Origin of the sequence: Hylemonella gracilis, assembly GCF_004328645.1 — a bacterium.
In the GTDB taxonomy this organism is placed as follows: Bacteria; Pseudomonadota; Gammaproteobacteria; order Burkholderiales; family Burkholderiaceae_C; genus Hylemonella; species Hylemonella gracilis_B.
Genome location: NZ_CP031395.1, coordinates 2,232,038 through 2,255,736, shown reverse-complemented (window position 1 = coordinate 2,255,736; position 23,699 = coordinate 2,232,038). Strand labels below are relative to the sequence as shown.

Here is a 23,699-nt window from a genome sequence, read left to right as displayed (position 1 = left end):
GCTTCTTATCAATTATTCATCACGCCAGCAGAATACAGGGCGTCAATTCCCTCATTCCACCCCGTTGTCTCTTTTTGCAAGGAATCCATCATGAAACTGCTGCATGTTGACTCCGCCATCACTGGCGCCAACTCCGTCTCCCGCCAACTGACCCAGGCCATCGCCGCCGAATGGAAGGCTGCCAACCCCGGCGCCACGGTGGATTACCTCGACCTGGCCATCAACGCCCCCGGCCACCTGGACGGCCAGGTGCTGAGCGGCGGCTTCAAGGACGAAGTCTCCGAACGCCTGGTCAGCCAGTTCCTGGCTGCGGACGTGATCGTCGTCGGCGCGCCGCTGTACAACTTCTCCATCCCCGGCCAACTCAAGGCCTGGATCGACCGCCTGGCGCAGGCCGGCCGCACCTTCCGCTACACCGAGAAGGGCCCTGAAGGCCTGGCCCAGGGCAAGACGGTCATCGTGGCCTCCAGCCGCGGTGGTTACTATTCCAACAGCGAAATGGGCCGCGCCCTGGAACACCAGGAGAGCTACCTGCAAGCCGTGTTCGGCTTCTTCGGCATCACCGACGTGCGTTTCGTGCGCGCAGAAGGCGTGAACATGGGCGCCGAAGCCAAGGCCAAGGCCATCTCCGAAGCGCAGGCCAGCATCAAGCCCACGCTGGCGGCCAACCAGGCTCAGGCGAAGCAAGCCGCCTGATATGCGACCTGCCCTTTTGGGGCGGGTTCCAGTAAGAAAAGAAGGCTACCGCGAGGTGGCCTTTTTCGCGTCCATTCACGCAAGGCGTGGCTCGGCATCGCAGGCCCAGAAGACGACACGGCGACAATGCCAGACATGAGCTTTGCTTTTCTTTCCCACACCTCGTTTCTCAAGGCGGCGCCCGCCGACGCCAGTACGCCTTACGCGGTCGCCGGGATTGCCTGGGATGGCGCGGTAACCAATCGTCCCGGCGCGCGCTTCGGCCCGCGCGCCATCCGCGAAGCCAGCCACATGCTGTGCGATGCGATCCACCCCCATTTCGACGTCACACCCCTGGGCCTGCTGGGTGATGCGGGCGATCTGCCCTTGCCCAACACCAGCCTGACGGGCATGCGCGCCGCGATGATGCCCCTGGTCGCCCCCCTGCTGCGCATGCATCACATGTGCTGGCTGGGCGGAGACCATTCCATCACGCTGCCTCTGCTGCGCGCCTACCGCGAATGGCTGGGCCGCCCATTGGCAGTGATCCATTTCGACGCGCATTGCGACACCTGGCAAGACCACTTTGGGGAGCCGAGCGGCCACGGCACCTGGGTATACGAGGCAATCCAGGAAGGATTGGTCATCCCGGAGTGCTTTACACAAATCGGTATCCGCTCCTCCGGGGAGCGTGCCGCGCGCGAATACGTGCGTACGCAGGGCGGGCAGATCTACACGGGTCGTGCTCTACGTGGGCTGGAAAGTCCGGCCCAGCTCACGCCGCTGCTGTCGGCCATCCGAGAGCGCTTGCAACAACATGGTCATCCGCCGCTGTATCTGACACTGGACATCGACTGCCTAGACCCGGCCTACGCGCCAGGCACAGGCACACCCGAACCTGGTGGCATGAGCAGCAACCAGGTGCTGAGTATCCTGGAGGAATTGGCCGACCTTCCTTTCGTGGGCATGGACTGCGTGGAAGTCGCTCCGCCCTACGACCACGCAGAACTGAGCAGTCAAGCCGCCGCCGCCTTTGTCTGGACCTATCTGTGCGGGCGCATCGCCCACGAGGGAAGTGCAAAAATACAACCCCGTTGAATTGCCCGGCCACCCTGCATCGGCCCCTGTGCCCCGGGCAATCCTGGCCGACCGGCGGAATCCGACCCCCGTCCAATGACGGCTTCAAAAAAGCATAGGGGCTATCCGTATGGGGTATCAAATCCGTGGCTAGACCAGCCTATGCCGCGCTCGGCACCTGCGGGTATGCTCAAAGCCAGCGCTAATCCGGAGACACGCGAAGCTCTCTTGAGAAACACCGGATCACAAAAATAGTGAACTGAATCAGTCGCGGAAAAAACCTTCAATTAAGGCAAAAAACGGCTCATCAATCCTGATGAATTCGGATGACTGGGGTTTTTCTTCCGCGCTGTTGCGAAAAATTTCGCATACAGATACTCTATCGATAACAGATATGCCAATCTGTTTTATAAACTGAATACTCAAAAAACTGGCCCACAGTTTTCGCAGGTCGTTCGTTGGTGTCCGCCACGTATCTGTCATCAGGTACGTGACTTCATTGCGCGCAGGGAAAGGAGCGTCACACCATGGACAGAAGCGAAAAGAACATGGAAGAGAAACTGGAGCCTGGCAAGGTCTATCGCCGAGAGGATCTTGTCTGTGATCTGGTCTTCACGGATCACCGAATTCGCCAGCTCGTTGCACAAGGCTCACTGGAAAAAATCACCCAGGGCCTCTACCACTACCGAGGGCCTTCCCCTCGAAGCTACTCCCCGTTGACCAGCAAGTCGCTGCTCGAAGGATTCCTGGGCATTGATGATTTCCTCCTGCTACCTTGGCAGGAATATCTTTCCCTGGGGCTGGTCCTCACGCCCAAGTTCGACATGCATTTGGTCTACAACCGCAAGCGCCATGGCATCTTCCGCCTGGGCGAAGTGACCTTCGACGTTCGCCGTCGCTCGCGCTACCCCGCGCAGATCAGACCGGAGTTTTTGCTGGTGGATCTACTGAATAACACCGACTTCTTCACCGAAGACACCAGTCGGATTCAACGTGACGTCAGGACATTGATCCATAAATTTGACGCGGGCGCCCTGTTGAAGATGGCCCAAGACTACGGTAAGGTGTCCACCTACAAGTACATCAGTTCCTGGTTGACGGAAATGCAGACCATGATGTCGGTGCGCTCATTCAAAAGCGATGAGCTGAGCGCCGCGTTCTTCGGCAATTTTCACAAGAACGCGGAACAGCCCACCCATGACTGAGCCTGCGCAGGGCGACCATGCCACAAGCGTTATCCGCGCCGGGCATGGTGAAGGGTGCAACAGAAAAGACGCCCATCAACCTTGAAATGCCGCGGCAATGCGCTCGGCGCACAACCGGGCCTGCACCGCGTCGCGCGCCTCGACCATCACGCGCAGCAGTGGCTCGGTGCCGCTTGCGCGGATGAGCACACGACCTGTTTCGCCCAGTTCAAGTTCGACGGCGCGCTGAGTCGCCAGCAAGCCGGCATGGGTCTTCCACGTCGTCTTCCATTGCGGCATGCGGTTCGGATCCATGCGGACGTTGATGAGTGTCTGCGGGAACAGGCTCACATCCGCCAACAACTCTGACAACTGCTTGCCGCGCGCGCACGCCTGCAGCACTTGCAAGGCGCTGACCAAGCCATCTCCTGTGGTCTGCTTATCGAGCGCCAGCAGGTGGCCCGAGCCCTCGCCCCCAGCAACCACCCACGTGCAATCAGCTCCTCCAGAACGTACCGGTCACCCACCTTGGCACGCACGAACTGCAGGCCACGCTTCTTGAGCGCGAGCTCCACCGCCATATTCGTCATCAGCGTGCCCACCACGCCAGGCACCTGCTCCCCCTGGCTCAGGCGTTCGTTGACCATCAGGTACAGCAGCTCATCGCCGTTGTAGAGACGCCCTTGCCCGTCCACCATCAGCAGGCGGTCTGCATCGCCATCGAAGGCGACACCGTAGTGAGCGCCCTGCGCCTGGACAGCCGCGACCAGTGCTTCCGGATGCGTTGCTCCGACGCCCTGGTTGATGTTCAACCCATCTGGGTTGCCGCCGATGGTAATGACCTCCGCACCCAACTCATGGAACACCTTGGGCGCGACTTGGTAGGCCGCGCCATGCGCCGAATCCACCACAATCTTGACGCCCTTGAGCGTGAGATCACTCGCGAAGGTGCTTTTGCAGAACTCGATGTACCGTCCGGCCGCATCTTCCAGGCGACGCGCACGCCCCAGACGGGAGGATTCGACCCAATGCGGCGGTTCTTCCAGGGCGGCTTCGACCTCGGCCTCCCACTCGTCGGGCAGCTTGGCGCCTGCGGCGCTGAAGAACTTGATGCCGTTGTCCGGATACGGGTTGTGGCTGGCGCTGATGACCACGCCCAGGCTCGCGCGCTGCGCGCGGGTCAGGTAGGCGACGCCAGGGGTCGGCAAAGGGCCCAGCAAGAGCACGTCCACGCCGGCGGAATTGAAACCAGATTCCAACGCGCTCTCGAGCATGTAGCCGGAAATGCGCGTGTCCTTGCCGATCAGCACCAGTGGGCGCGTGTCAGCGTCAGACTCGTGGCGCTTGAGCACCCGACCTACCGCATGGGCAAGGCGCAAGACAAAATCCGGCGTGATCGGTTCCTGGCCCACGGTGCCACGAATGCCATCGGTGCCGAAGTACTTTCTACTGCTCATTGTTTTCCTTTTTTTCCTGGGCGCGCGTGACCTCCAGAACCTGCAGGGCCTGGATCGTCTCTCGCACATCGTGCACGCGCACAATCGCCGCGCCACGCTCCACGGCCAGCAAGGCTGCGGCCACACTGGGAACCATGCGCTCTGCCGCCTCCGCCAAGCCCGTCACCGCCCCCAGCGAGGACTTGCGGGACCAGCCCGCGAGCAAAGGATAGCCGAGGTCAAGCAGCTCGTTTTGTCGGGCCAGCAGGGCAAAGTTCTGCGCCACAGTTTTTCCGAACCCGATCCCGGCGTCCAGCACAATGCGCTCGGGCGCGACACCGCGCGCACGCAGACTCCGGGCGGACTCCGCCAGGAATCCATGCACCTGAGGAACCACGTCACCCTCCATGGGCACGGTCTGCATGGTCTGGGGATCACGGTGCATGTGCATGAGACAGACCCCACAAGCAGGGTGCCGTGCCATCAGTTCCTCTGCCCCCTGCTGACGCAAGGCCCAGATGTCGTTGAGGATGTCCACCCCGAGATCCAGCGCCACCCGCATCACCTCGGGTTTGTAGCTGTCGATCGAAACCGGAACCCCCAGCGTGAGCGCCCCATGAAGCACAGGCAGCACGCGCGCCAGCTCTTCTTCCAGCGAGACAGGCGGGCTACCGGGTCGGGTCGACTCACCGCCGATGTCGAGAATATGTGCGCCATCCTTCAAGAGACGCTCGCAGTGCAGAAGTGCCGCGTTCGCCTTCGCATGACGCCCCCCGTCCGAGAAGGAGTCGGGCGTGACATTGACGATGCCCATGATCTGCGGAGTCGACAGATCGATGCGATATCGGGTGGTTTGCCAGAACATGAAGATCAAATAAACAAACGGGGCAGGAACCTGGGTTCCCTGCCCCGTCTGTGATTATCGCCTTTGCTGTCAGCGATCCATCATCGCCAAACAGCCCCGCGCCAGAACAGGCGCTTCATGGCAACACCTTCGTCGGCGGCGTCACATCGCCATGCCTGACTCAAGCAGCCGTGGGGGCGTGCTGAGTGCCTACTGCGGCACCACCGGCATCGCCGCCGTCGGACTTGGTCGCGTCCTTGGTCTTGGGGGTCCAGTCCTTGGGAGGATTCGGCTCCTTGCCAGCCATGATGTCGTTGATCTGGTCCATGTCGATGGTTTCCCAATCGAGCAAGGCCTTGGCCATCACGTGCATCTTGTCGGCGTTGTCCTCGATCAGCTTGCGCGCCAGCTTGTACTGCTCGTCAATGATGCGGCGCACTTCCGCATCCACCTTCTGCATGGTCTGCTCGCTGATGTTGGTCGTCTTGGTGACTGAACGCCCCAGAAAGACCTCCCCTTCGTTCTCTGCATAGACCATCGGTCCCAGCGCATCGCTCATTCCGTAGCGCATCACCATGTCGCGAGCCAGATGCGTCGCGCGTTCGAAGTCATTGCTGGCGCCCGTAGTCATCTGGTGCATGAAGACCTCTTCCGCGATGCGCCCCCGAACAGCATGCTGATCTGGTTCAGCATGTATTCACGGTCATAGCTGTAGCGATCCTTCTCGGGCAGGCTCATCGTGACACCCAGGGCACGGCCGCGCGGGATGATGGTCACCTTGTGCACGGGATCGCACTTGGGCAGCAGCTTGCCAATCAGGGCGTGGCCACTTTCATGGTAGGCCGTGTTCTTGCGCTCATCCTCAGGCATGACCATGCTCTTGCGCTCGGGGCCCATCAGAATCTTGTCCTTGGCCTTCTCGAAGTCCTGCATTTCCACGTTGCGCGCGTTGCGGCGCGCCGCCATCAGCGCAGCTTCGTTGCAGAGGTTGGCGAGATCGGCACCGCTCATGCCCGGAGTACCCCGGGCGATGATGGCCGGCGCCACGTCCTGGCTGATCGGAATCTTGCGCATGTGGACGTTCAGGATCTGCTCACGCCCGCGGATGTCGGGCAGCGTCACATAGACTTGGCGGTCGAAACGGCCGGGACGCAGCAGGGCGGAATCCAGGATGTCCGGGCGGTTGGTCGCGGCGACCACGATGACGCCGAGATTGGTCTCGAAACCATCCATCTCCACCAGCATCTGGTTCAGCGTCTGTTCGCGCTCGTCATTGCCGCCACCCAGGCCCGCGCCGCGCTGACGCCCCACGGCGTCGATTTCGTCGATGAAGATGATGCAGGGCGCGTTCTTCTTGGCATTCTCGAACATGTCGCGCACCCGGGCCGCGCCCACACCCACGAACATTTCGACGAAGTCCGAACCCGAGATGCTGAAGAATGGGACCTTGGCCTCGCCCGCGATGCCCTTGGCGAGCAGCGTCTTGCCCGTGCCCGGAGGGCCCACGAGCAACAAACCACGCGGGATGCGCCCACCCAGCTTCTGGAACTTCTGCGGGTCCTTCAGGAAGTCCACCACTTCGGTCACTTCCTCCTTGGCTTCGTCGCAACCGGCCACGTCGGCGAAAGTCACCTGATTGTTGCTCTCGTCCAGCATGCGCGCCTTGCTCTTGCCAAAGCTGAAGGCGCCGCCCTTGCCGCCACCCTGCATCTGGCGCATGAAATAGATCCAGACGCCAATCAACAACAGCATCGGCCCCCAGCTCACGAGCAGGGTCATCAGCAGCGAGCCTTCTTCGCGCGGCTTGACATCGAACTTCACGTCGTTGTTGATGAGGTCGCCAATCAGCCCACGGTCCAGGTAGGTGGCCGTGGTGCGGACCTTGCGGTCGTCCGTCGTGGTGGCAAGAATTTCGGTGCCGCTTGGCCCCTCTTGGATGATGGCACTCTTGATGCGGTTGCCGCGCACCTCCTCCAGGAAATCGGAGTAGCCCATGGAGGCGGCTGAGCCAGAACCGCGAGAGTCAAACTGCTTGAACACGGTGAAAAGCACCAGTGCCACCACCAGCCAGACAGCAAGTTTGGAAAACCATTGATTGTTCAAGTGCGACTCCTGAAAGGGATATCCTGCGCGGACTTAGTTTGGATTCATTTTAGGGCTTTCAAGCCATCGCCCGATAGTCAATGACAGCGACGGCCATTGACGGCACAGGGGCTTCATTTCCCTACGCTCCGGGTGGCTTGCACGCAAACCCTGTTTTTGCGGTGCTTTCGAGGCATTCACCCCGATTTCAAGCCCGTACCGACCAGAAACGTCTCCGACGACTTGTCACGCGAAGCCTTGGGCTTGAGCGGCTTCACGGTTTTGAAGTTGTTTTTGAACAAAGCGAGCAACTCGTTGTAGCCGCCGCCGTGGAACACCTTGGCAACCAGGCTTCCCGCAGGCTTGAGGTGCCCGCGGCAGAAATCGATGGCCAGCGTCACCAACTCCTCCACTCGGGCGGTATCCACCGAGGCCACGCCGGACAGATTGGGCGCCATGTCGGACACCACCAAGTCCGCAGGACGCCCTTGCATCAGGGCCTCCAGTTGCGCCAACACCTCGGCCTCCCGGAAATCACCCTGGATGAACTGCACGCCTTCGATCGGCTCCATGGGCAACAGATCCAGGCCAATCACGCTGCCATTCAGTTCCCCCACCGCCGCGCCCTGGGGGGCCAGGCGACGTCGCAGGTACTGACTCCACGCCCCCGGTGCGCAGCCCAGGTCGACAATGACCTGGCCAGGCTTCACCAGGCGCAGGCTTTCATCAATTTCCTTGAGCTTGTAAGCCGCGCGCGCGCGGTAGCCCTCCTTTTGCGCGAGCTTGACGTAGGGGTCGTTCACGTGGTCGTTGAGCCACGCTTTGTTGACCTTTTTGCTCTTGGTCTGTACTTTCATATCCAGGGGATAATAGCCTCATGCCAGTCATTCAACTCACCGTCGCCCAACGCAAGGAATATCGGGCCGAAGCCCACCACCTGGACCCCGTGGTCATGGTCGGTGGCGATGGCCTGACGCCTGCGGTCAAAAAGGAAACCGACGCCGCGCTCAAGGCCCACGGCCTGATCAAGGTCCGGGTCTTCTCCGACGACCGCGCCGAACGTGAAGCCATGCTGGCCGCCCTAGCCGAAGAATTGGACGCGGCGCCGATCCAGCACATCGGCAAGCTGCTGGTGCTCTGGCGCCCAATGCCGGAGAAAGAGCGGGCTGTCGACGAGGACCGCCGACCGGGTCCGCGCGATGTCAAGGTGCTCAAGTTCAGCAAGAAGGGCGGACAGCGTCCTGAAGTGAAGGTGCTGCGCGTACTCGGCAACCAACGCCTGACCCCGGGCGGCAAGATCAAGCGGGCCAAGAAGCCTCGCCCCGCCAGCGTCAAGAAGCGCAGTCAAGCCTGAGCAAGCGCAGTCCCGTTCCTCAAGCTCAGCTCAGCTGCAGGGCAAGGGTGGCCTGTGTCAGGCCTACAGTCTCAGTCCCGATGTGATGCTGCCGTCTGGCTCAGGCGCCAGAACGTCCAGCCCGCGCACAACCATTGCAGGAAATAAAACGCACTGCCCAGGCGATGCCAAAGCACCAGGTTCTCGCGTGCGACGATCCGTGGCGCAACGACGATTTCGACCAGCAACGCCAGCATCAGACCCGCCAGGACGGGCAGACGCGCCGAGTCCACAAGTGACTGCGGTGCAGACGCGCCGTCATCGCGTCGCGGGCGTGAAGCCAAGAGCAGAAGGAGTGTGCAGGCCACGGACACCCAGGTTTGCGCCGTGAACAGGTGGGCCGCCATCCGTCCCGCGATCGCCGGCGTCTCCAGGTGCACGAACAGCAGGGGCACGACCAGGAAACCAATGGTGGTCAAGCTGCCCCACCACAAAGCAGCCGCCCAGGCCGGAAGGGATGACAGAAGACGTTGCATGAGGGTCGAGTCCGATCGGGTGGATGGTTCAGCGGTAGGAAACTGTCACGATCTCGTAGCGCTTCACTCCACCGGGGGCCTGGACTTCCGCCGTGTCCCCCTCCTCCTTGCCGATCAGCGCGCGCGCGATCGGGCTGCTGACGTTGATCAGCCCCTGCTTCAGATCGGCCTCGTCCTCGCCCACGATCTGGTAGGTCATGCTGTCTCCCGTGGCTTCGTCCTCGAGTTCCACGGTGGCGCCGAAAACGACCTTGCCACCGGCATCCACTCCCGCGGGGTCGATGACCTGCGCAGCCGAAAGCTTGCCCTCGATCTCCTGGATACGGCCTTCAATGAAGCCCTGCCTGTCCTTGGCAGCCTCGTACTCGGCGTTCTCGCTCAAGTCGCCCTGGGCACGGGCCTCGGCAATCGCGTTGATGACGGCGGGGCGGTCGACGGTCTTCAGGCGGTGCAATTCGGTCTTGAGCTTTTCCGCGCCGCGCAGGGTGATCGGAATGGTGGCCACGTCATACTCCGTTTTCATCAAGAAAAAAGCAAACCGCCGGGCGTTGCCGCTCGGCGGTCTCGAAACGGAATTATGCCGTGAATGGCAGCGGACACAAGCCCGGCAAAGGCTCGCCCGTGACGATGGTCGTCCTCAATCGCGCCCCGCTTCCATCATCTTGGTGGCCAGGCGCTCAGGGGCCGTGAAGCACAACTCATGACTCCCCTCGCACTCAACCAGGCGGAACAGGCCCAGGCGCTCCGACAGACGCGGATGCCAGGGCAGGCTGTGAGGCATGGCGATGTCTTGCCGACCATTGAGATAACTCTTGCCCATCGGCAACGCCGCCAGCGGACTGCGCAGCGTGATCGGCTCGGTGAACGTGCGGTAGGGGTGGGGATTGAGCTGGGCATAACTGCGCTCGGCCAGCGTCGCGTCGGCATCGTTGATGAAGGCCTCCCGCCAGACGGGATACGGCAGACGCACCGCGCCCCCGCTCTCGGCGGCGATGCCGTCAAACAAGGTGCGGTAATGCGGCGGTGTGAGGTCGTTGAGGCATTCGCCGTCCAATGGGACGAAGGCATTCCAATACACCAGCCGCCGGATGCGTTCGGGCATCAGATCCACGACCTTGCTGATCACCATGCCGCCGTAACTGTGCCCCACCAGGCGGATGTCGCTCAGATTGCGCTGCACGAGGAAGTCCGCCAGTGACTGCGCTGCCTCGCTGAGACCGATGCGTGCGCGGTCATCGCCAGGCCGGTTGCCAGCCAGCGTAGGGCAGTGCACCACATGTCCCTGGGTCCGAATGTGTTGCGCGACCGGCTCCATCAACTCGCCCGTGTGCCAGGCGCCATGAACCAGAACGTAGGTATCCGCCATTGCCATCTCCTCGAAAATGATGATGTGACCGCGATTTGCGACAGCCTGCGCGATCAACCGCGCGCCGGCTCGTAACCGGGGACAAGCTTAGGCGGCCCGAGGTGGCCGCGATGGTCTGCCAGCGCCAAGCAATTGGCTCATGCGTGCCGGGGCGAGGAGTGGATTCAGGAAAAAACGGAGGCGCTCAGAGCACGCCACGGCGCCAGCGCGCCGGCGTCTGGCCGAAGGCCTGTTGGAACTCCCGCGTGAAATGCGAGGCATCCGCGAAGCCGCAGCGCCGGCCGATCTCTCCCACGCCGACCCTGGCCCAGCGCGGCTGTGCCAACCAGGCGCGCGCCTGATCGAGACGCAAGCGGCGCAGGGTCCCGGCAAAACTGACATCTGCCGCCGCGAAACAACGGTGCAAAGTCCGAATCGAAACCCCGAGTGCGATCGCTACGCTCTCGGCCGTCAAGCCGATTTCATCCAGCCGTTGTCGCATCAAGTCACGGGCGCGCGCCAGCAAGGCCGGGCGACCGGACGCGGGAATGTCAGTGGCGAGCGAAGGCTCCAGCGCGGCGGACAGAAGGGCCCCGAGGTGGTCGGAAAGCAACGCTTCGGGATAGCTGCGTGCCAGCAAGGGGTGCTGACCGAGCTGCAGGCACAAGGCGGACAGCACGCGGCCCCAGTTCTGGTCCCGCGCGGCGATGCGCGGCTGTACGCCTTCAGGTTGGCTCAGCCACCGCCCCGCCCAGACGCGGGGAATCTGCACGGACAGACAGCCAACCGCTTCCGGAAAATGCAGCTCATAACGCTGCGCAGAATCAACCAACACCGCATCCCCTGGCCTCAGTTGCACCAATCGGCCGCCCTGGCGCACTTGCCAGGGATGCTGCCACTGCGCGATCAAGTAATAAGGGTGAGATGCACCACGCGCGATGGCGGCGGGCGTGCGGTAGACATCCTGGGTGCTGGAAATGACCTGGTTGAACACCACGTCCGCCAGAGGCACGCTGGTCAACTCACCATCGAACAGGCGCGCGACCCGGGAACTGCAGCCCATTTCGAGAAAAGCCTCGCAGATCGCACCCACCCAGTAGTCCAGCCGCTGACCCTCGGCCACCGTCTCGGTGGTCCAGCGGCGCACGGAAGAATCAGACGAGGCGGCTTGCATACGCCGCACTGTAGAAGAATCAGGGGCGGCCCCATACCCGGAGTAGCCCTGAAACGCCAACTCGCGCATCAGAGGGACGTGCCGTCCGAGGCAACCAGGGCGACCGCGAAGAGCGCCCCGATTTGTCCCGTCCCCTCGCCCCTTTCAGGAGGCCAGCTGTGCGTGCAGTTCCTGCACCGAATACACATCCAGGTTGTCGAGGTATTTCATACCCTCGACCGCGGCTTCCGCGCCCGCGATGGTGGTGTAGGTGGTGACACGCCCCATCAGAGCAGAAGTGCGGATGTGACGTGAATCGACGATGGCGTTGCGGCGCTCTTCCACCGTGTTGATGACCAGGGCGATTTCCTCGTTCTTGATCATGTCCACGATATTCGGCCGCCCTTCCGTCACTTTGTTGATGACCTCGCAACTCAGGCCTGCGGCCTGGATGGCCGCCGCCGTGCCCTTGGTAGCCACCACGGTGAAACCCTGCGCGATCAGGCCGCGAGCGACTTCGACCGCGCGCGGCTTGTCACTGCCCTTGACCGAGATGAAAGCCTTGGCCGCGCCCTGCCCCGGCCTGGGCAGTTTGGTGCCCGCGCCGATCTGACTCTTGACGAAGGCTTCGCCGAAGGTCTTGCCCACGCCCATGACCTCACCGGTGGACTTCATCTCCGGCCCCAGGATCGTGTCCACGCCAGGGAACTTGACGAAGGGGAAGACGGCTTCCTTCACGCTGTAGTACGGCGGCGTGACCTCGGCGCCGATGCCTTGCTGGTCCAGCGTCTGGCCGGCCATGCAGCGCGCGGCCACCTTGGCGAGCTGCACGCCCGTGGCCTTGCTGACGAAAGGCACGGTGCGACTGGCGCGGGGATTGACTTCCAGCACGTAGATCACGTCTTTGCCATCGACTTCCTGGATCGCGAATTGCACGTTCATCAGGCCCACGACCTGCAAGGCATTGGCCATGGCGGAAGTCTGCCGCTTGAGTTCGTCAACCGTGGCCTTGGACAGGTAATACGGCGGCAGGGAACAGGCGGAGTCCCCGCTGTGCACGCCAGCCTGTTCGATGTGCTCCATCACGCCACCGATGTAGGTCCGACCCGACTTGTCGCGCACGCAGTCCACGTCGCATTCGATGGCATCGTTCAGGAAACGGTCCAGCAGCACCGGCGAATCGTTGCTGACCTTGACCGCCTCGCGCATGTAGCGTTCCAGATCGCGCTGTTCGTGGACGATTTCCATGGCACGGCCACCCAGCACATAGCTCGGGCGAACCACCAGCGGATAGCCCAGGGCCTGGGCCTTTTCCAAGGCCTCGGCCTCGGTGCGGGCGGTGGCGTTCGGCGGCTGCAGCAGCTTGAGTTCGTGCAGCAGCTTCTGGAAGCGCTCGCGGTCCTCGGCCGCGTCGATCATGTCCGGGCTGGTGCCGATGATGGGCACGCCATTGGCTTCCAGGCCGAGCGCGAGCTTGAGCGGCGTCTGGCCGCCGTACTGCACGATCACGCCCAGCGGCTTTTCCTTGTCCACGATCTCCAGCACGTCCTCCAGCGTGAGCGGCTCGAAGTAGAGGCGGTCGCTGGTGTCGTAGTCGGTCGAGACCGTCTCCGGGTTGCAATTGACCATGATGGTCTCGTAGCCATCCTCGCGCATCGCGAGCGCCGCATGCACGCAGCAGTAATCGAACTCGATGCCCTGGCCGATGCGATTGGGCCCGCCGCCCAGCACCATGATCTTCTTGTTGTTCGTCGGCTCGGCTTCGCACTCGTCCTCGTAGGTCGAATACATGTAGGCGGTCTTGCTCGCGAACTCCGCCGCGCAGGTGTCCACGCGCTTGTAAACCGGCCGCACGTTGAGCGCGCGGCGCGCCTCACGCACGGCCTGTTCGTTCGTCTTGAGGAGCTTGGCCAGTCGCCGATCGGAGAACCCCTTCTTCTTCAGCTCGCGCAGCGTGGCCGCATCGAGCGCGGCCAAGGCGCCCGCGCCCTTGGCCTCCACCAGTTTGTCGATGTCGAGCTCGATCTTCACGATCTGCTCGATCTGCACCAGGAACCACTTGTCGATTTTGGTGAGGTCATGGACCTCATCCAGCGTGAAACCGGCCGCGAAGGCGTCGCCCACGTACCAGATGCGCTCGGGACCCGGCTCGCCCAGCTCTTTCTCGAGCAGTTCGCGGTCCTTGGTCTTCTCGTTCATGCCGTCCACGCCCACCTCGAGGCCGCGCAAGGCCTTCTGGAAGGACTCCTGGAAGGTACGACCCATGGCCATGACTTCGCCCACCGACTTCATCTGGGTGGTCAGGCGGCTGTCGGCGGTCGGGAATTTCTCGAAGGCGAAGCGCGGAATCTTGGTCACGACATAGTCGATCGAAGGCTCGAAGGACGCGGGCGTCGCGCCGCCCGTGATCTCGTTCTTCAGTTCGTCCAGCGTGTAGCCCACGGCCAGCTTGGCCGCGACCTTGGCGATCGGAAAGCCTGTAGCCTTTGATGCCAAAGCGGATGACCGCGACACGCGCGGGTTCATCTCGATCACGATCATGCGCCCGTCCTCGGGGTTGACCGAGAACTGCACGTTCGAGCCCCCCGTGTCGACGCCAATCTCGCGCAGCACCGCCAGGGAGGCGTTGCGCATGATCTGGTACTCCTTGTCGGTGAGCGTCTGCGCGGGTGCGACCGTGATCGAATCGCCCGTGTGCACGCCCATCGGGTCCAGGTTCTCGATCGAGCAAACGATGATGCAGTTGTCGGCCTTGTCGCGCACGACTTCCATCTCATACTCTTTCCAGCCCACCAGTGACTCTTCGATCAACAGCTCCGAAGTCGGCGAAGCTTCCAGGCCGCGCTTGCAAATGGTCTCGAATTCTTCCGGGTTGTAGGCGATGCCGCCACCGGTGCCACCCAGCGTGAAACTCGGGCGGATGACCACCGGAAACCCCACGGTTTTCTGTACCGCCCAGGCTTCTTCCAGGTTGTGCGCAATGCCCGAGCGTGCCGAGCCCAGGCCGATGCGTGTCATGGCCTCCTTGAACTTCAGGCGGTCTTCGGCCTTGTCAATGGCCTCGGGGGTCGCGCCGATCAGCTCCACCTTGTGCTTGTGCAGCACGCCATGACGCCAGAGGTCGAGCGCGCAGTTCAGCGCGGTCTGGCCTCCCATGGTCGGCAAGATCGCGTCGGGCTTTTCCTTGGCGATGATCTTCTCGACCGTCTGCCAGGTGATGGGTTCGATGTAGGTCACGTCGGCCGTGGCCGGGTCGGTCATGATCGTCGCGGGATTGCTGTTGATCAGGATGACCTTGTAGCCCTCCTCGCGCAAGGCCTTGCAGGCCTGCACGCCGGAGTAATCGAATTCGCAGGCCTGCCCAATGATGATGGGGCCGGCGCCGATGATGAGGATGCTTTGAATGTCTGTGCGTTTGGGCATGGCTTACTCGGAATTCAGTTCAGGCTGGCCGTGGCCAGCTTGGAGCCGAACCACAGGAACAAGGCGCCCACGGCCCCGGAGAGACCGGCCGACGTGCGTCGGCGCTGGCGAAAGGCGTCGGCCAGGCGCGCGCCCGCGACGATCAACACCGACAGGTAAACAGCGCTGAAAGCCATCACGATGGCGCTGAGGATCAGAAACGGAATCGCAGGCGTGTCGTAGGCAGGGTCGATGAACTGCACGAAGAACGACAGCAGGAACAGGATGGCCTTGGGGTTGAGCAGGCTGATGACCAGCGCGCGCTGGAAAGGTGCCTGCAAATGGGCCGCGGCCTCGACGGCTTGCACATCGGCACCCTGTGCGACGCCGCCGGTGCCTGCCGCGCGCCATTTCCGCCAGGCTGACCAAGCCAGGTTCACCCCCACCCAGAACAGGTAGGCGGCTCCCACATACTTCACGACCATGAACAATGCCGGGTAGCCGCGCAACAGGCTGGCCGCGCCCAGGGCCGTGAGCAGCAGCAGAATGCTGTCGCCCAGGAACACGCCGCAGGCGGCCTGGTACCCGATACGCACGCCGCGCGCCGTCGCCACCGACAGCACGAACAGAGAATTGGGGCCAGGCAGCAAGACGATGCCGATGGCTCCCAGCACATACGTCCAGAGATCGGTGACACCGTAGAAACTCATGCGCGGGCTTCCATCATTTTGACGAAACGATCGAACAGATAGGCGATGTCATGCGGCCCGGGCGACGCCTCGGGGTGGCCCTGGAATCCGAAAGCGGGCTTGTCCGTGCATTCAAAGCCTTGCAGGGTGCCATCAAACAGCGACACATGGGTCTCGCGGCTACTGGCCGGCAACGTCCTGGGGTCCACGGCGAAACCATGGTTCTGGCTGGTGATGCTCACACGTCCCGTCTCCAGGTTCTTCACCGGATGGTTGGCACCGTGGTGACCCGTCTTCATCTTGAACGTCTTGGCCCCCAACGCCAGACCAAGAATCTGGTGTCCGAGGCAGATGCCGAAGGTCGGCAGACCTTGCGCAAGGAATGCCTTGGTCGCCGCGATCGCGTAGTCGCAAGGCTCCGGATCTCCCGGGCCGTTGCTGAGAAACACGCCATCCGGCTGATACTTCAGCACCTCGGCGGCAGACGTCTGCGCGGGCACCACCGTGACCTTGACGCCGCGCGAAGCGAACATGCGCAGGATGTTCTTCTTCACGCCAAAGTCATAGGCGACGACATGGAACTTGGCTTGCTCCAGCACGCCATACCCGGTTCCCAGTTGCCATTCGGTCTGCGTCCACTCATAGGGTTGCGCGACGCTCACCACCTTGGCGAGATCCTGTCCCGCCATGCTGGGCGCGGACTGGGCACGTGCGATCGCGTCGCCAATATGCGCCTGCGTGACCGACTCACCCGCCTTCAGCGCGACGATGGCACCGTTCTGGGCGCCCTTGGCGCGCAACATGCGCGTGAGCTTGCGCGTGTCGATGTTGGCGATCGCCACGGTCTTTTCGCGCACGAGGTACTGCGTGAGTGTTTCGGTGCTGCGGAAGTTGGAAGCCAGCAGCGGCAGGTCCTTGATGATGAGGCCCGCGGCGTGGATCTGTTCTGATTCCACGTCCTCGGCGTTGATGCCGTAGTTGCCGATGTGCGGATAAGTCAGCGTGACGATCTGGCGGCAATAGCTCGGGTCGGTGAGGATTTCCTGGTAGCCGGAGAGGGCGGTGTTGAACACCACCTCACCGAGGGTGGCACCCGGGGCACCGATGGAATTGCCGAGAAAGACCGTGCCGTCTGCAAGCGCCAGGATGGCGGGAGGCTGCGGTTGTTGCGCGCCTTGAAGAGACAAAAGCACTGGGGACTCCGTTGGTTACGGGCGCGCCCTTAGCATCTCCAGGAACTCGGCCTGTCTTTGCTGCTTTTGGTGAGGGAAGGTTCGAAGGAAATGCGCTGCGGGCGCGCTGATTTCTGAACAGCCTCGCATTATAGCGGAGCGGGGTCACGCCCCTGAGCGTGACCCCGCTAGAAATTCCGCGGCGATGCCTACCGAAAGAAGGCGGGCCGCGAAAAACCTGACACCGGACTCAGTGGAATTGCTCTTCCTCGGTCGAACCGGTCAACGCCGTGACGCTGGAACGTCCGCCCTGGATCGCCGTGGTCACCTCGTCGAAGTAGCCGGTGCCCACCTCCTGCTGGTGCGACACAAAGGTGTAGCCACGGTCGCGGGCGGCGAATTCGGGCTCCTGCACGCGCTCCACGTAGGCCGTCATGCCGCGCTTCACATAGTCCTGCGACAGATCGAACATGTTGAACCACATGCTGTGGATGCCGGCCAGCGTGATGAACTGATACTTGTAGCCCATGGCACCGAGCTCACGCTGGAACTTGGCGATGGTCGCGTCGTCCAGGTTCTTCTTCCAGTTGAACGACGGCGAGCAGTTGTAGGCCAGCATCTTGCCGGGATGCACCTTGTGCACGGCTTCGGCGAACTTCCTCGCGAAGTTCAGGTCGGGCGTGCCGGTCTCGCACCACACCAGGTCGGCATAGCGGGCATAGGCGTTCGCACGGGCCACGGCCTGATCCAGGCCCTTGCGCGTCTTGAAGAAACCTTCGGCCGTGCGCTCACCGGTCAGGAAGGGCTGGTCAATCTCGTCGTAGTCGGAGGTCAACAGATCGGCGGCTTCGGCATCGGTGCGCGCGATCACCAGCGTCGGCACTCCCATGACGTCCGCAGCCATGCGCGCGGCAATCAACTTCTGGCAGGACTCACGCGTGGGCAGCAGTACCTTGCCGCCCATGTGGCCACATTTCTTGACGGACGCCAGTTGATCCTCCCAATGCACGCCCGCAGCGCCTGCGCGGATCATGGCCTTCATGAGCTCGAAGGCGTTCAGCACCCCTCCAAAACCGGCCTCGGCATCCGCCACGATGGGCGCGAAATAATCGATGTAGTCCTTGTCGCCAGGGTTGACGCCCTTGGCATGCTGGATCTCGTCGGCGCGGCGGAATGTGTTGTTGATGCTCTCGACCACCTTGGGCACCGAATCCACGGGATAGAGGGATTGGTCCGGGTACATGGACGCATATGTGTTGTTGTCGGCGGCAACCTGCCAGCCCGAGAGGTAGATGGCCTTCACGCCGGCCTTGACCTGCTGCATGGCCTGCCCGCCCGTCAATGCGCCCAGGCAGTTCACGTACGGCGTGGTGTGCAACAGATCCCAGAGTTTCTCAGCCGTGCGGCGTGCGACGGTGTGCTCGATGGGAAAGGAACCACGCAGGCGCACGACATCGGCGGCGCTGTAACCGCGCTCGATGCCTTTCCAGCGCGGATTGCTCGCCCAATCTTTTTCCAGGGCGGCGGCTTGTTGCTCACGGCTGAGCTGTTCGGTCAGGGTCTGGGGCATGGGGAACTCCTTGGGTCATGGTTGAAACACGGGATGCGCAGGCGATGGATGAAGCTTGCGACCACCTCAATGTAGGTGTGACCACGCTCGAGATGCACCTCCCAGTCCAGAGGTCAGGAGTTTTTTTATTTCTTTTAAATCAATAACTTATCAATTAATTTTCTCAATGAGAAATCAAATATCTCATATCAAGAAAAAATGCTGCGCCGCAGCACAGCACATTTTCATAAAGCAGGAAAAAGTGCTGGGCCCGTGAAAACGGCCCAGCTCAGGACAGCTCAGGACTGGACAGCGCGCTGGCATGCAGGCAGATGGCTGCAGCAGCCGCAACGTTGAGCGATTCCTCGCCGCCCGGTTGGGCAACGCGCAACTTGAGCGCGGCACGCGCCATCAAGGGCTCACCCACGCCCTGCCCTTCGTGCCCCAACACCCAGGCACAAGGCCAGGGCAAGCGGGCGCGGTGCAGAAGCTCCCCCTCATGGGAACTGGTCACGAGCAACGGGACCTGCAAGGCCGTCAGATCATCCACAGCCAGGCCCTCGACCAGGTGCAAACCAAAGTGCGCCCCCATGCCGGAACGCAGTACTTTGGGGCTCCAGAGTGCCGCCGTGCCCTTGAGCGCCAGCACCTGCTTGCAGCCGAAGGCGGCCGTGCTGCGCAGGATGGAGCCGACATTGCCCGCGTCCTGCACGCGGTCCAGGATGACGGTGGGCAACTCGGGCTGGATGGCGGTCTCGGCAGGCAAGTCGAACACGAGGCCCAGGCCCGATTCAGGCGCAATCGACTCCAATGCGCTGATGCCTGCAAACAACGGATCGGACAGCAGCACGGTGCGTTCAGCGCCGGTACGGCTCGCATCACCGAATTCCCCGCCCCAGCGCGGCCAGGCCGATTCGGCCAGTACGACCAGTGCCGGCCGCCAGCCACGCAGCAGGGCCGCCCGTGCCAGATGGTCACCTTCGACCCAGACCCGACCAGCCGCGCCGGACTTGCGGTAAGCCGTGTTGTCCTGCGCAAGACGGCGCAACTCCTTCAGCAGAGGGTTGTCACGCGAGCTGATGTGCTGGGCCTGGGACTGGCTCATGACGCCCTCCCCGCGTGCACCACCTGCGCCACGGGCGCAAATGAGCGTCGGTGTTGCGGACAGGCCCCGTGCGCACGCAGCGCAGCCAGATGCACTGCCGTGCCATACCCTTTGTGTGCGGCGAAACCGTACTGAGGAAATTCACGGTCATACGCCTGGCACCAGCGATCACGGTGCACCTTGGCCAGGATGGACGCCGCCGAGATGGCCGGCACCAGGGCGTCACCCCGGACCACGGCCTCCGACAGCATGGACAGACGTGGCAACTGGTTGCCGTCCACCAACACCTTGGATGGCTTCAAACGCAAGCCCTCCACGGCGCGCCGCATGGCCAGCAAGGTCGCCTGCAGGATGTTCAGGGTGTCAATCTCTTCCACGCTGGCTTGCGCGATGGCACAGCACAAGGCCTTGGCGCGGATTTCGTCGTACAGCCGTTCCCGCCGCGCGGCCGTGAGCTTCTTGGAATCCGCCAGACCTTCAATGGGATTCAACTCATCCAGAATGACGGCGGCAGCCACCACGGGCCCGGCCAACGGGCCACGCCCGGCTTCGTCCACGCCGGCCAGCAGGCCCGGCGTGTCCCACATCAGGCGGATTTGCGCAACCTGCTCGGCGTCAGGCCGGGAGGATCTGGGCGATCGCATCGGCAGCCAAGGTTGGAGTGTCGCGCTGCAGCTCGGCATGCAAGGCATCAAAGCGGGCCTGCACCGCCGCGACACGTGCCGGGTCGTCCAACCAGGCCAGGGTGGCGGCTGCCAGCTTTTCCGGTGGCGCTTCGTCCTGCAGCAATTCGGGGACGACAAAATCGCGACAGAGAATGTTGGGCAGGCTGATCCAGGGCTGCAGCTTCTTGCCCCTCATGATCCAGGCTGTGAGCCAATGGACCGCATACGCGACGACCATGGGTCGCTTGAACAAGGCTGCTTCCAGCGTGGCCGTACCGCTGGCGATCAGCGTGACGTCGCAGGCGGCCAGGGCTTGGTGGGATTGCCCCTCGAGGACGTGGAAATTCGCGTGCCCCTTGGCACCGAACACCCGCCGCGCCGCCTGTTCGATCGCGGCCCGTCGGCCGGGTGCCGCAGGCACGATCACATGCAAATCGGGCCGGGCGTGCTTCATCAGCGCCGCAGCCTCGAAGAAGCGCTCCGCGAGATGCTTGATCTCGCTGGCCCGGCTGCCGGGCAGGACAGCGACCACGGGTGCATCGGGCGGCAATCCCAGCCCGGCCCGCGCAGCAGCGCGGTCGGGCACCCGGGGAATCACATTCGCGAGCGGATGTCCCACATAGGTCGCGGCGATGCCATGCTGTGCGAGCAATTCAACCTCGAAGGGAAAGATGCACAGCACGTGGTCCACGCTGGCCTTGATCTTGTGCACCCGCTCTGGTCGCCAGGCCCAGATGGAAGGGCAGACAAAGTGCGCGGTCTTGATGCCAGCGTCGCGCAGGCTACGTTCAAGATCGAGGTTGAAATCCGGTGCATCGACGCCGATGAAAACATCGGGCCGCTCACGCAACAGACGTTGCCGCAATTGGTCACGGATGCCAACCAGTTCGCGGTATCGACGCAGCACCTCGACATAGCCGCTGACCGCCAGCTTCTCGCTAGGCCACCAGGCCTCGAAACCGCGTCGCAACATCTGCGGTCCGCCTATGCCCATCGTGGCGCCCTGTGCGCGAACCTCGGGCCAACGGGCCTGCAATCCGTCGAGCAACAAGCCCGCCAGCAGATCACCGGAGGCTTCCCCAGCAACCATGGCCACGGTCTTCAACGCGCGATCCCCGCGGCACTGCTGGCCAGGAACTCCTCCATCAGCGCCACGTCCTCCTCCACTTCGGAAGAGGTCTGGGCCAACGCCCGGATTCCGACGCGCGACTGGTCCAGCGTCAGGTCCTGGCGGTACAGCAGCTTGTGCATCTCGCGGATGGCCCGAACGCGCGTATCCGAAAATTCGCGCCGCTTCAGGCCCGTCAGATTGACGCCGCGCACTTCGAGGGGATGGCCATCCACCACCATGAAGGGGGGCACATCCTTGTTGATATGGCTGGCGAAACCGATCATCGCGTGCGCGCCGATGCGCATGCGCTGCAGCACGCCCGTGAGGCCGCCGACGGTCACCCAGTCCCCCACCCGAACATGCCCGGCGAAGGTGGCATTGTTGGCGATGGTGCTGTGGTCACCGATGACGCAATCATGGGCGACGTGCACATACGCCATGATCCAGTTGTCGCTACCGATCCGCGTCACGCCGGCATCCTGCGTGGTGCCGGTATTGAAGGTGCAGAACTCGCGGATCACATTGCGGTCACCGATGCGTAGCTCGGTCGGCTCACCCGCGTACTTCTTGTCCTGCGGCGCGGCGCCGATGGAACCGAACTGGAAAAACTGGTTGTCACGACCAATCGTGGTGTGTCCTTCGATCACGCAGTGCGGGCCAATCCGGGTGCCCGCGCCAATCTTCACGTTGGGGCCAATGACGACATATGGGCCGACTTCGACTGTCGCGTCCAGCTCGGCTTTCGGATCGATGATGGCGGTCGGATGGATACGGCTCATGGCACCCTGCTTTCCCGGTTGGCTGCCTCTTTGTTCTTAGTCAACACGGCGCATGGTGCACATGATCTCGGCTTCGACGGCACGCTCGCCATCCACGGTGGCCCAGGCCTTGAACTTGTAGATGCCGGCCTTGGCCCGCTCCAGCGCGACCTCCAGAACCAACTGGTCACCCGGCTCCACCGGGCGCTTGAAGCGCGCGCCATCAATGCCCGCGAAGTAATAGATGCTCTTGCCATCCTGCTCGATATCATTCGAGACAAAGGACAGCAGAGCCGCGGCCTGCGCTAGCGCCTCGATCTGCAAGACGCCGGGCATCACGGGGCGGCTCGGAAAGTGGCCATTGAAGAATTCTTCATTGATGGTCACATTCTTGAGCGCCTTGATGCGCTTGCCCTTTTCGAGCTCCAGCACGCGGTCCACGAGCAGGATGGGATAGCGGTGCGGCAGGAGCTTGAGAATCTGGTGAATGTCCAGCCGGGTCAGGTCGGTCGTGGATGCGCTCATGTCTGTTTTCCTCTCGCTTCTTCAATCAATTCTTGTCGTTTGTCGGATCACTCGACTCGGGACCTCGTGCCTTTTCCAAGGCACGGAGCCGCTCGCGCAAACCGGCGAGTTGCTTGAGCGTGGCAGCGTTTTTTTCCCAGGACGCGTTGTCGTCCAGGGGAAAGACGCCCGTGTAATGTCCCGGCTTGTGCAGGGACCGTGAAACCAACGAAAACGCGGACACATGCACATTGTCGGCCAGGGTCAGATGTCCGGCTATGCCCGCGCCTCCGCCGATGGTGCAATTCGCACCGATGACGGCGCTGCCGGCCACACCCACGCAAGCCGCCATGGCCGTGTTGCGACCCACGCGCACGTTGTGCGCGATCTGAATCAGGTTGTCGAGCTTGACGCCGTCCTCGATCACGGTGTCCGCCAGGGCGCCCCGGTCGATGCAGGTATTCGCGCCGATTTCCACGTCGTCACCGATACGCACTGCGCCGAGCTGTTCGATTTTTTCCCAGCACGTGCCATCCTCGGCACGCACAGGCGCGAAACCGAAACCATCGGCCCCGATGACCACGCCTGAATGCAGAATGCAGCGCGCGCCGATCACGCAATCCTCACCCACGGTCACGCGGGACTTCAACCACGTATGCGCACCGATCTTCGCGCCCCGCTCCACCACGCACAGCGGGCCGATCACGGCACTGGAATCCACCTCGGCCAAGGCATCCACCACCGCGCTCGGATGGATGCGCGGACCGGCCGGCAATGCGGCCTTGCGCGCGCGCTGCCAGAGCTGGGTCAGGCGAGCAAAATAGACGTAGGGGTCCGGCGTGACGATGCAGGCTCCGCGAGCCAACGCTTCATCCCGAAGGGCCGGTGCGACGACGACGCAGGCAGCCCGCGTGGTCGTCAATTGAGAACGGTATTTGGCGCTGCTGAGGAAACTTAGCGCGCGGATGTCGGCCGACTCCAGCGGCGCGAGACTTTCTATCTCCAGCTGCGCATCACCGAGCAACTCACCTCCGAGTTGCTCGACGATGGCACCCAGTCGCAATACAACATGCCCCATG

20 protein-coding genes and 2 pseudogenes are annotated in these 23,699 nt (G+C 62.7%); 4 read left to right on the top strand and 18 right to left on the bottom strand.

Annotated features, from left to right (window positions below; translation table 11 throughout):
- Window positions 1-90: 90 nt before the first annotated feature.
- The 3 genes from DW355_RS10705 to DW355_RS10695 all read left to right on the top strand — a co-directional run bounded on the left by DW355_RS10705 (window position 91) and on the right by DW355_RS10695 (window position 2,957).
- On the top strand, window positions 91-696 hold the full coding sequence (locus tag DW355_RS10705; RefSeq protein WP_131279993.1) for an FMN-dependent NADH-azoreductase: 606 nt from the start codon (window positions 91-93) through the stop codon (window positions 694-696).
- 126 nt (window positions 697-822) lie between these two features.
- Entirely contained in the window at window positions 823-1,773 is a 951-nt protein-coding gene (speB, locus tag DW355_RS10700) for an agmatinase (protein WP_431733161.1), read from the top strand.
- Window positions 1,774-2,300: 527 nt separating this feature from the next.
- Window positions 2,301-2,957 (top strand): hypothetical protein, encoded by a 657-nt coding sequence (locus tag DW355_RS10695; RefSeq protein WP_131279982.1) that lies wholly within the window; start codon window positions 2,301-2,303, stop codon window positions 2,955-2,957.
- Between the two features lie 75 nt (window positions 2,958-3,032).
- Here DW355_RS10695 and glmM read toward each other — a convergent pair.
- From glmM to DW355_RS10675, 4 genes and pseudogenes are all read right to left on the bottom strand, one after another.
- Window positions 3,033-4,393: pseudogene (gene glmM, locus DW355_RS10690) on the bottom strand (phosphoglucosamine mutase).
- Complete coding sequence (gene folP, locus DW355_RS10685; RefSeq protein WP_131279980.1) at window positions 4,383-5,237, bottom strand: dihydropteroate synthase; 855 nt, start codon at window positions 5,235-5,237, stop codon at window positions 4,383-4,385. The pseudogene glmM and the gene folP overlap by 11 nt, the downstream one beginning before the upstream one ends.
- Window positions 5,238-5,397: 160 nt before the next feature.
- A pseudogene (gene ftsH / locus DW355_RS10680) lies at window positions 5,398-7,319 on the bottom strand (ATP-dependent zinc metalloprotease FtsH).
- 176 nt (window positions 7,320-7,495) lie between these two features.
- Window positions 7,496-8,155 (bottom strand): RlmE family RNA methyltransferase, encoded by a 660-nt coding sequence (locus DW355_RS10675; protein ID WP_131279978.1) that lies wholly within the window; start codon window positions 8,153-8,155, stop codon window positions 7,496-7,498.
- Between the two features lie 20 nt (window positions 8,156-8,175).
- On the opposite strand from DW355_RS10675, the gene DW355_RS10670 reads away from it, so the two are divergent.
- Window positions 8,176-8,652 (top strand): YhbY family RNA-binding protein, encoded by a 477-nt coding sequence (locus tag DW355_RS10670; protein ID WP_131279976.1) that lies wholly within the window; start codon window positions 8,176-8,178, stop codon window positions 8,650-8,652.
- Window positions 8,653-8,723: 71 nt separating this feature from the next.
- Here DW355_RS10670 and DW355_RS10665 read toward each other — a convergent pair whose 3' ends face one another.
- From DW355_RS10665 to lpxD, 14 genes are all read right to left on the bottom strand, one after another.
- Entirely contained in the window at window positions 8,724-9,167 is a 444-nt protein-coding gene (locus tag DW355_RS10665) for a DUF4149 domain-containing protein (RefSeq protein WP_131279974.1), read from the bottom strand.
- A 28-nt stretch (window positions 9,168-9,195) separates the two neighbouring features.
- The gene (gene greA / locus DW355_RS10660) at window positions 9,196-9,672 is read right to left on the bottom strand and encodes a transcription elongation factor GreA (RefSeq protein WP_131279972.1); all 477 of its coding nucleotides are present in this window, start codon (window positions 9,670-9,672) and stop codon (window positions 9,196-9,198) included.
- Between the two features lie 132 nt (window positions 9,673-9,804).
- Complete coding sequence (locus DW355_RS10655; RefSeq protein ID WP_131279970.1) at window positions 9,805-10,533, bottom strand: alpha/beta hydrolase; 729 nt, start codon at window positions 10,531-10,533, stop codon at window positions 9,805-9,807.
- Between the two features lie 184 nt (window positions 10,534-10,717).
- A complete protein-coding gene (locus DW355_RS10650) occupies window positions 10,718-11,686 on the bottom strand; it encodes a helix-turn-helix domain-containing protein (RefSeq protein WP_131279968.1) in 969 nt (322 codons plus the stop codon).
- Between the two features lie 144 nt (window positions 11,687-11,830).
- Window positions 11,831-15,088 (bottom strand): carbamoyl-phosphate synthase large subunit, encoded by a 3,258-nt coding sequence (gene carB, locus DW355_RS10645; RefSeq protein WP_131279966.1) that lies wholly within the window; start codon window positions 15,086-15,088, stop codon window positions 11,831-11,833.
- 14 nt (window positions 15,089-15,102) lie between these two features.
- The gene (gene leuE / locus DW355_RS10640) at window positions 15,103-15,777 is read right to left on the bottom strand and encodes a leucine efflux protein LeuE (protein ID WP_131279964.1); all 675 of its coding nucleotides are present in this window, start codon (window positions 15,775-15,777) and stop codon (window positions 15,103-15,105) included.
- Window positions 15,774-16,949: a glutamine-hydrolyzing carbamoyl-phosphate synthase small subunit gene (gene carA, locus DW355_RS10635; protein WP_207388010.1), complete on the bottom strand. Its 1,176-nt coding sequence runs from the start codon at window positions 16,947-16,949 to the stop codon at window positions 15,774-15,776. Before carA ends, leuE begins: the two co-directional genes overlap by 4 nt.
- 229 nt (window positions 16,950-17,178) lie before the next feature.
- Window positions 17,179-18,498 carry an isocitrate lyase gene (gene aceA, locus DW355_RS10630; RefSeq protein WP_131279962.1) on the bottom strand — a complete coding sequence of 440 codons (1,320 nt, stop codon included), beginning with the start codon at window positions 18,496-18,498 and terminating at the stop codon, window positions 17,179-17,181.
- 268 nt (window positions 18,499-18,766) lie between these two features.
- Complete coding sequence (locus tag DW355_RS10625; protein WP_131279960.1) at window positions 18,767-19,582, bottom strand: TrmH family RNA methyltransferase; 816 nt, start codon at window positions 19,580-19,582, stop codon at window positions 18,767-18,769.
- Window positions 19,579-20,226, bottom strand: a complete 648-nt coding sequence (rnhB, locus tag DW355_RS10620; protein WP_131279958.1) for a ribonuclease HII — start codon at window positions 20,224-20,226, stop codon at window positions 19,579-19,581. Before rnhB ends, DW355_RS10625 begins: the two co-directional genes overlap by 4 nt.
- Window positions 20,198-21,337 (bottom strand): lipid-A-disaccharide synthase, encoded by a 1,140-nt coding sequence (lpxB, locus tag DW355_RS10615; protein ID WP_131279955.1) that lies wholly within the window; start codon window positions 21,335-21,337, stop codon window positions 20,198-20,200. The genes rnhB and lpxB overlap by 29 nt, the downstream gene beginning before the upstream one ends.
- 11 nt (window positions 21,338-21,348) lie before the next feature.
- Window positions 21,349-22,137: an acyl-ACP--UDP-N-acetylglucosamine O-acyltransferase gene (gene lpxA / locus DW355_RS10610; protein ID WP_131279953.1), complete on the bottom strand. Its 789-nt coding sequence runs from the start codon at window positions 22,135-22,137 to the stop codon at window positions 21,349-21,351.
- Window positions 22,138-22,173: 36 nt separating this feature from the next.
- Window positions 22,174-22,641: a 3-hydroxyacyl-ACP dehydratase FabZ gene (gene fabZ, locus DW355_RS10605; protein WP_131279951.1), complete on the bottom strand. Its 468-nt coding sequence runs from the start codon at window positions 22,639-22,641 to the stop codon at window positions 22,174-22,176.
- A gap of 25 nt (window positions 22,642-22,666) precedes the next feature.
- Window positions 22,667-23,698: a UDP-3-O-(3-hydroxymyristoyl)glucosamine N-acyltransferase gene (lpxD, locus tag DW355_RS10600; protein WP_131279949.1), complete on the bottom strand. Its 1,032-nt coding sequence runs from the start codon at window positions 23,696-23,698 to the stop codon at window positions 22,667-22,669.
- Window position 23,699: the final 1 nt, after the last annotated feature.

Excerpts from the sequence above, each read along its gene's own strand:
- DW355_RS10705 (WP_131279993.1), top strand. The coding sequence starts at position 91 with ATGAAACTGCTGCATGTTGACTCCGCCATCACTGGCGCCAACTCCGTC.
- speB (WP_431733161.1), top strand. The coding sequence starts at position 823 with ATGCCAGACATGAGCTTTGCTTTTCTTTCCCACACCTCGTTTCTCAAG.
- DW355_RS10695 (WP_131279982.1), top strand. The coding sequence starts at position 2,301 with ATGGAAGAGAAACTGGAGCCTGGCAAGGTCTATCGCCGAGAGGATCTT.
- folP (WP_131279980.1), bottom strand. The coding sequence starts at position 5,237 with ATGTTCTGGCAAACCACCCGATATCGCATCGATCTGTCGACTCCGCAG.
- DW355_RS10675 (WP_131279978.1), bottom strand. The coding sequence starts at position 8,155 with ATGAAAGTACAGACCAAGAGCAAAAAGGTCAACAAAGCGTGGCTCAAC.
- DW355_RS10670 (WP_131279976.1), top strand. The coding sequence starts at position 8,176 with ATGCCAGTCATTCAACTCACCGTCGCCCAACGCAAGGAATATCGGGCC.
- DW355_RS10665 (WP_131279974.1), bottom strand. The coding sequence starts at position 9,167 with ATGCAACGTCTTCTGTCATCCCTTCCGGCCTGGGCGGCTGCTTTGTGG.
- DW355_RS10655 (WP_131279970.1), bottom strand. The coding sequence starts at position 10,533 with ATGGCGGATACCTACGTTCTGGTTCATGGCGCCTGGCACACGGGCGAG.
- DW355_RS10650 (WP_131279968.1), bottom strand. The coding sequence starts at position 11,686 with ATGCAAGCCGCCTCGTCTGATTCTTCCGTGCGCCGCTGGACCACCGAG.
- carB (WP_131279966.1), bottom strand. The coding sequence starts at position 15,088 with ATGCCCAAACGCACAGACATTCAAAGCATCCTCATCATCGGCGCCGGC.
- leuE (WP_131279964.1), bottom strand. The coding sequence starts at position 15,777 with ATGAGTTTCTACGGTGTCACCGATCTCTGGACGTATGTGCTGGGAGCC.
- aceA (WP_131279962.1), bottom strand. The coding sequence starts at position 18,498 with ATGCCCCAGACCCTGACCGAACAGCTCAGCCGTGAGCAACAAGCCGCC.
- DW355_RS10625 (WP_131279960.1), bottom strand. The coding sequence starts at position 19,582 with ATGAGCCAGTCCCAGGCCCAGCACATCAGCTCGCGTGACAACCCTCTG.
- rnhB (WP_131279958.1), bottom strand. The coding sequence starts at position 20,226 with ATGCGATCGCCCAGATCCTCCCGGCCTGACGCCGAGCAGGTTGCGCAA.
- lpxB (WP_131279955.1), bottom strand. The coding sequence starts at position 21,337 with ATGGTTGCTGGGGAAGCCTCCGGTGATCTGCTGGCGGGCTTGTTGCTC.
- lpxA (WP_131279953.1), bottom strand. The coding sequence starts at position 22,137 with ATGAGCCGTATCCATCCGACCGCCATCATCGATCCGAAAGCCGAGCTG.
- fabZ (WP_131279951.1), bottom strand. The coding sequence starts at position 22,641 with ATGAGCGCATCCACGACCGACCTGACCCGGCTGGACATTCACCAGATT.
- lpxD (WP_131279949.1), bottom strand. The coding sequence starts at position 23,698 with ATGGGGCATGTTGTATTGCGACTGGGTGCCATCGTCGAGCAACTCGGA.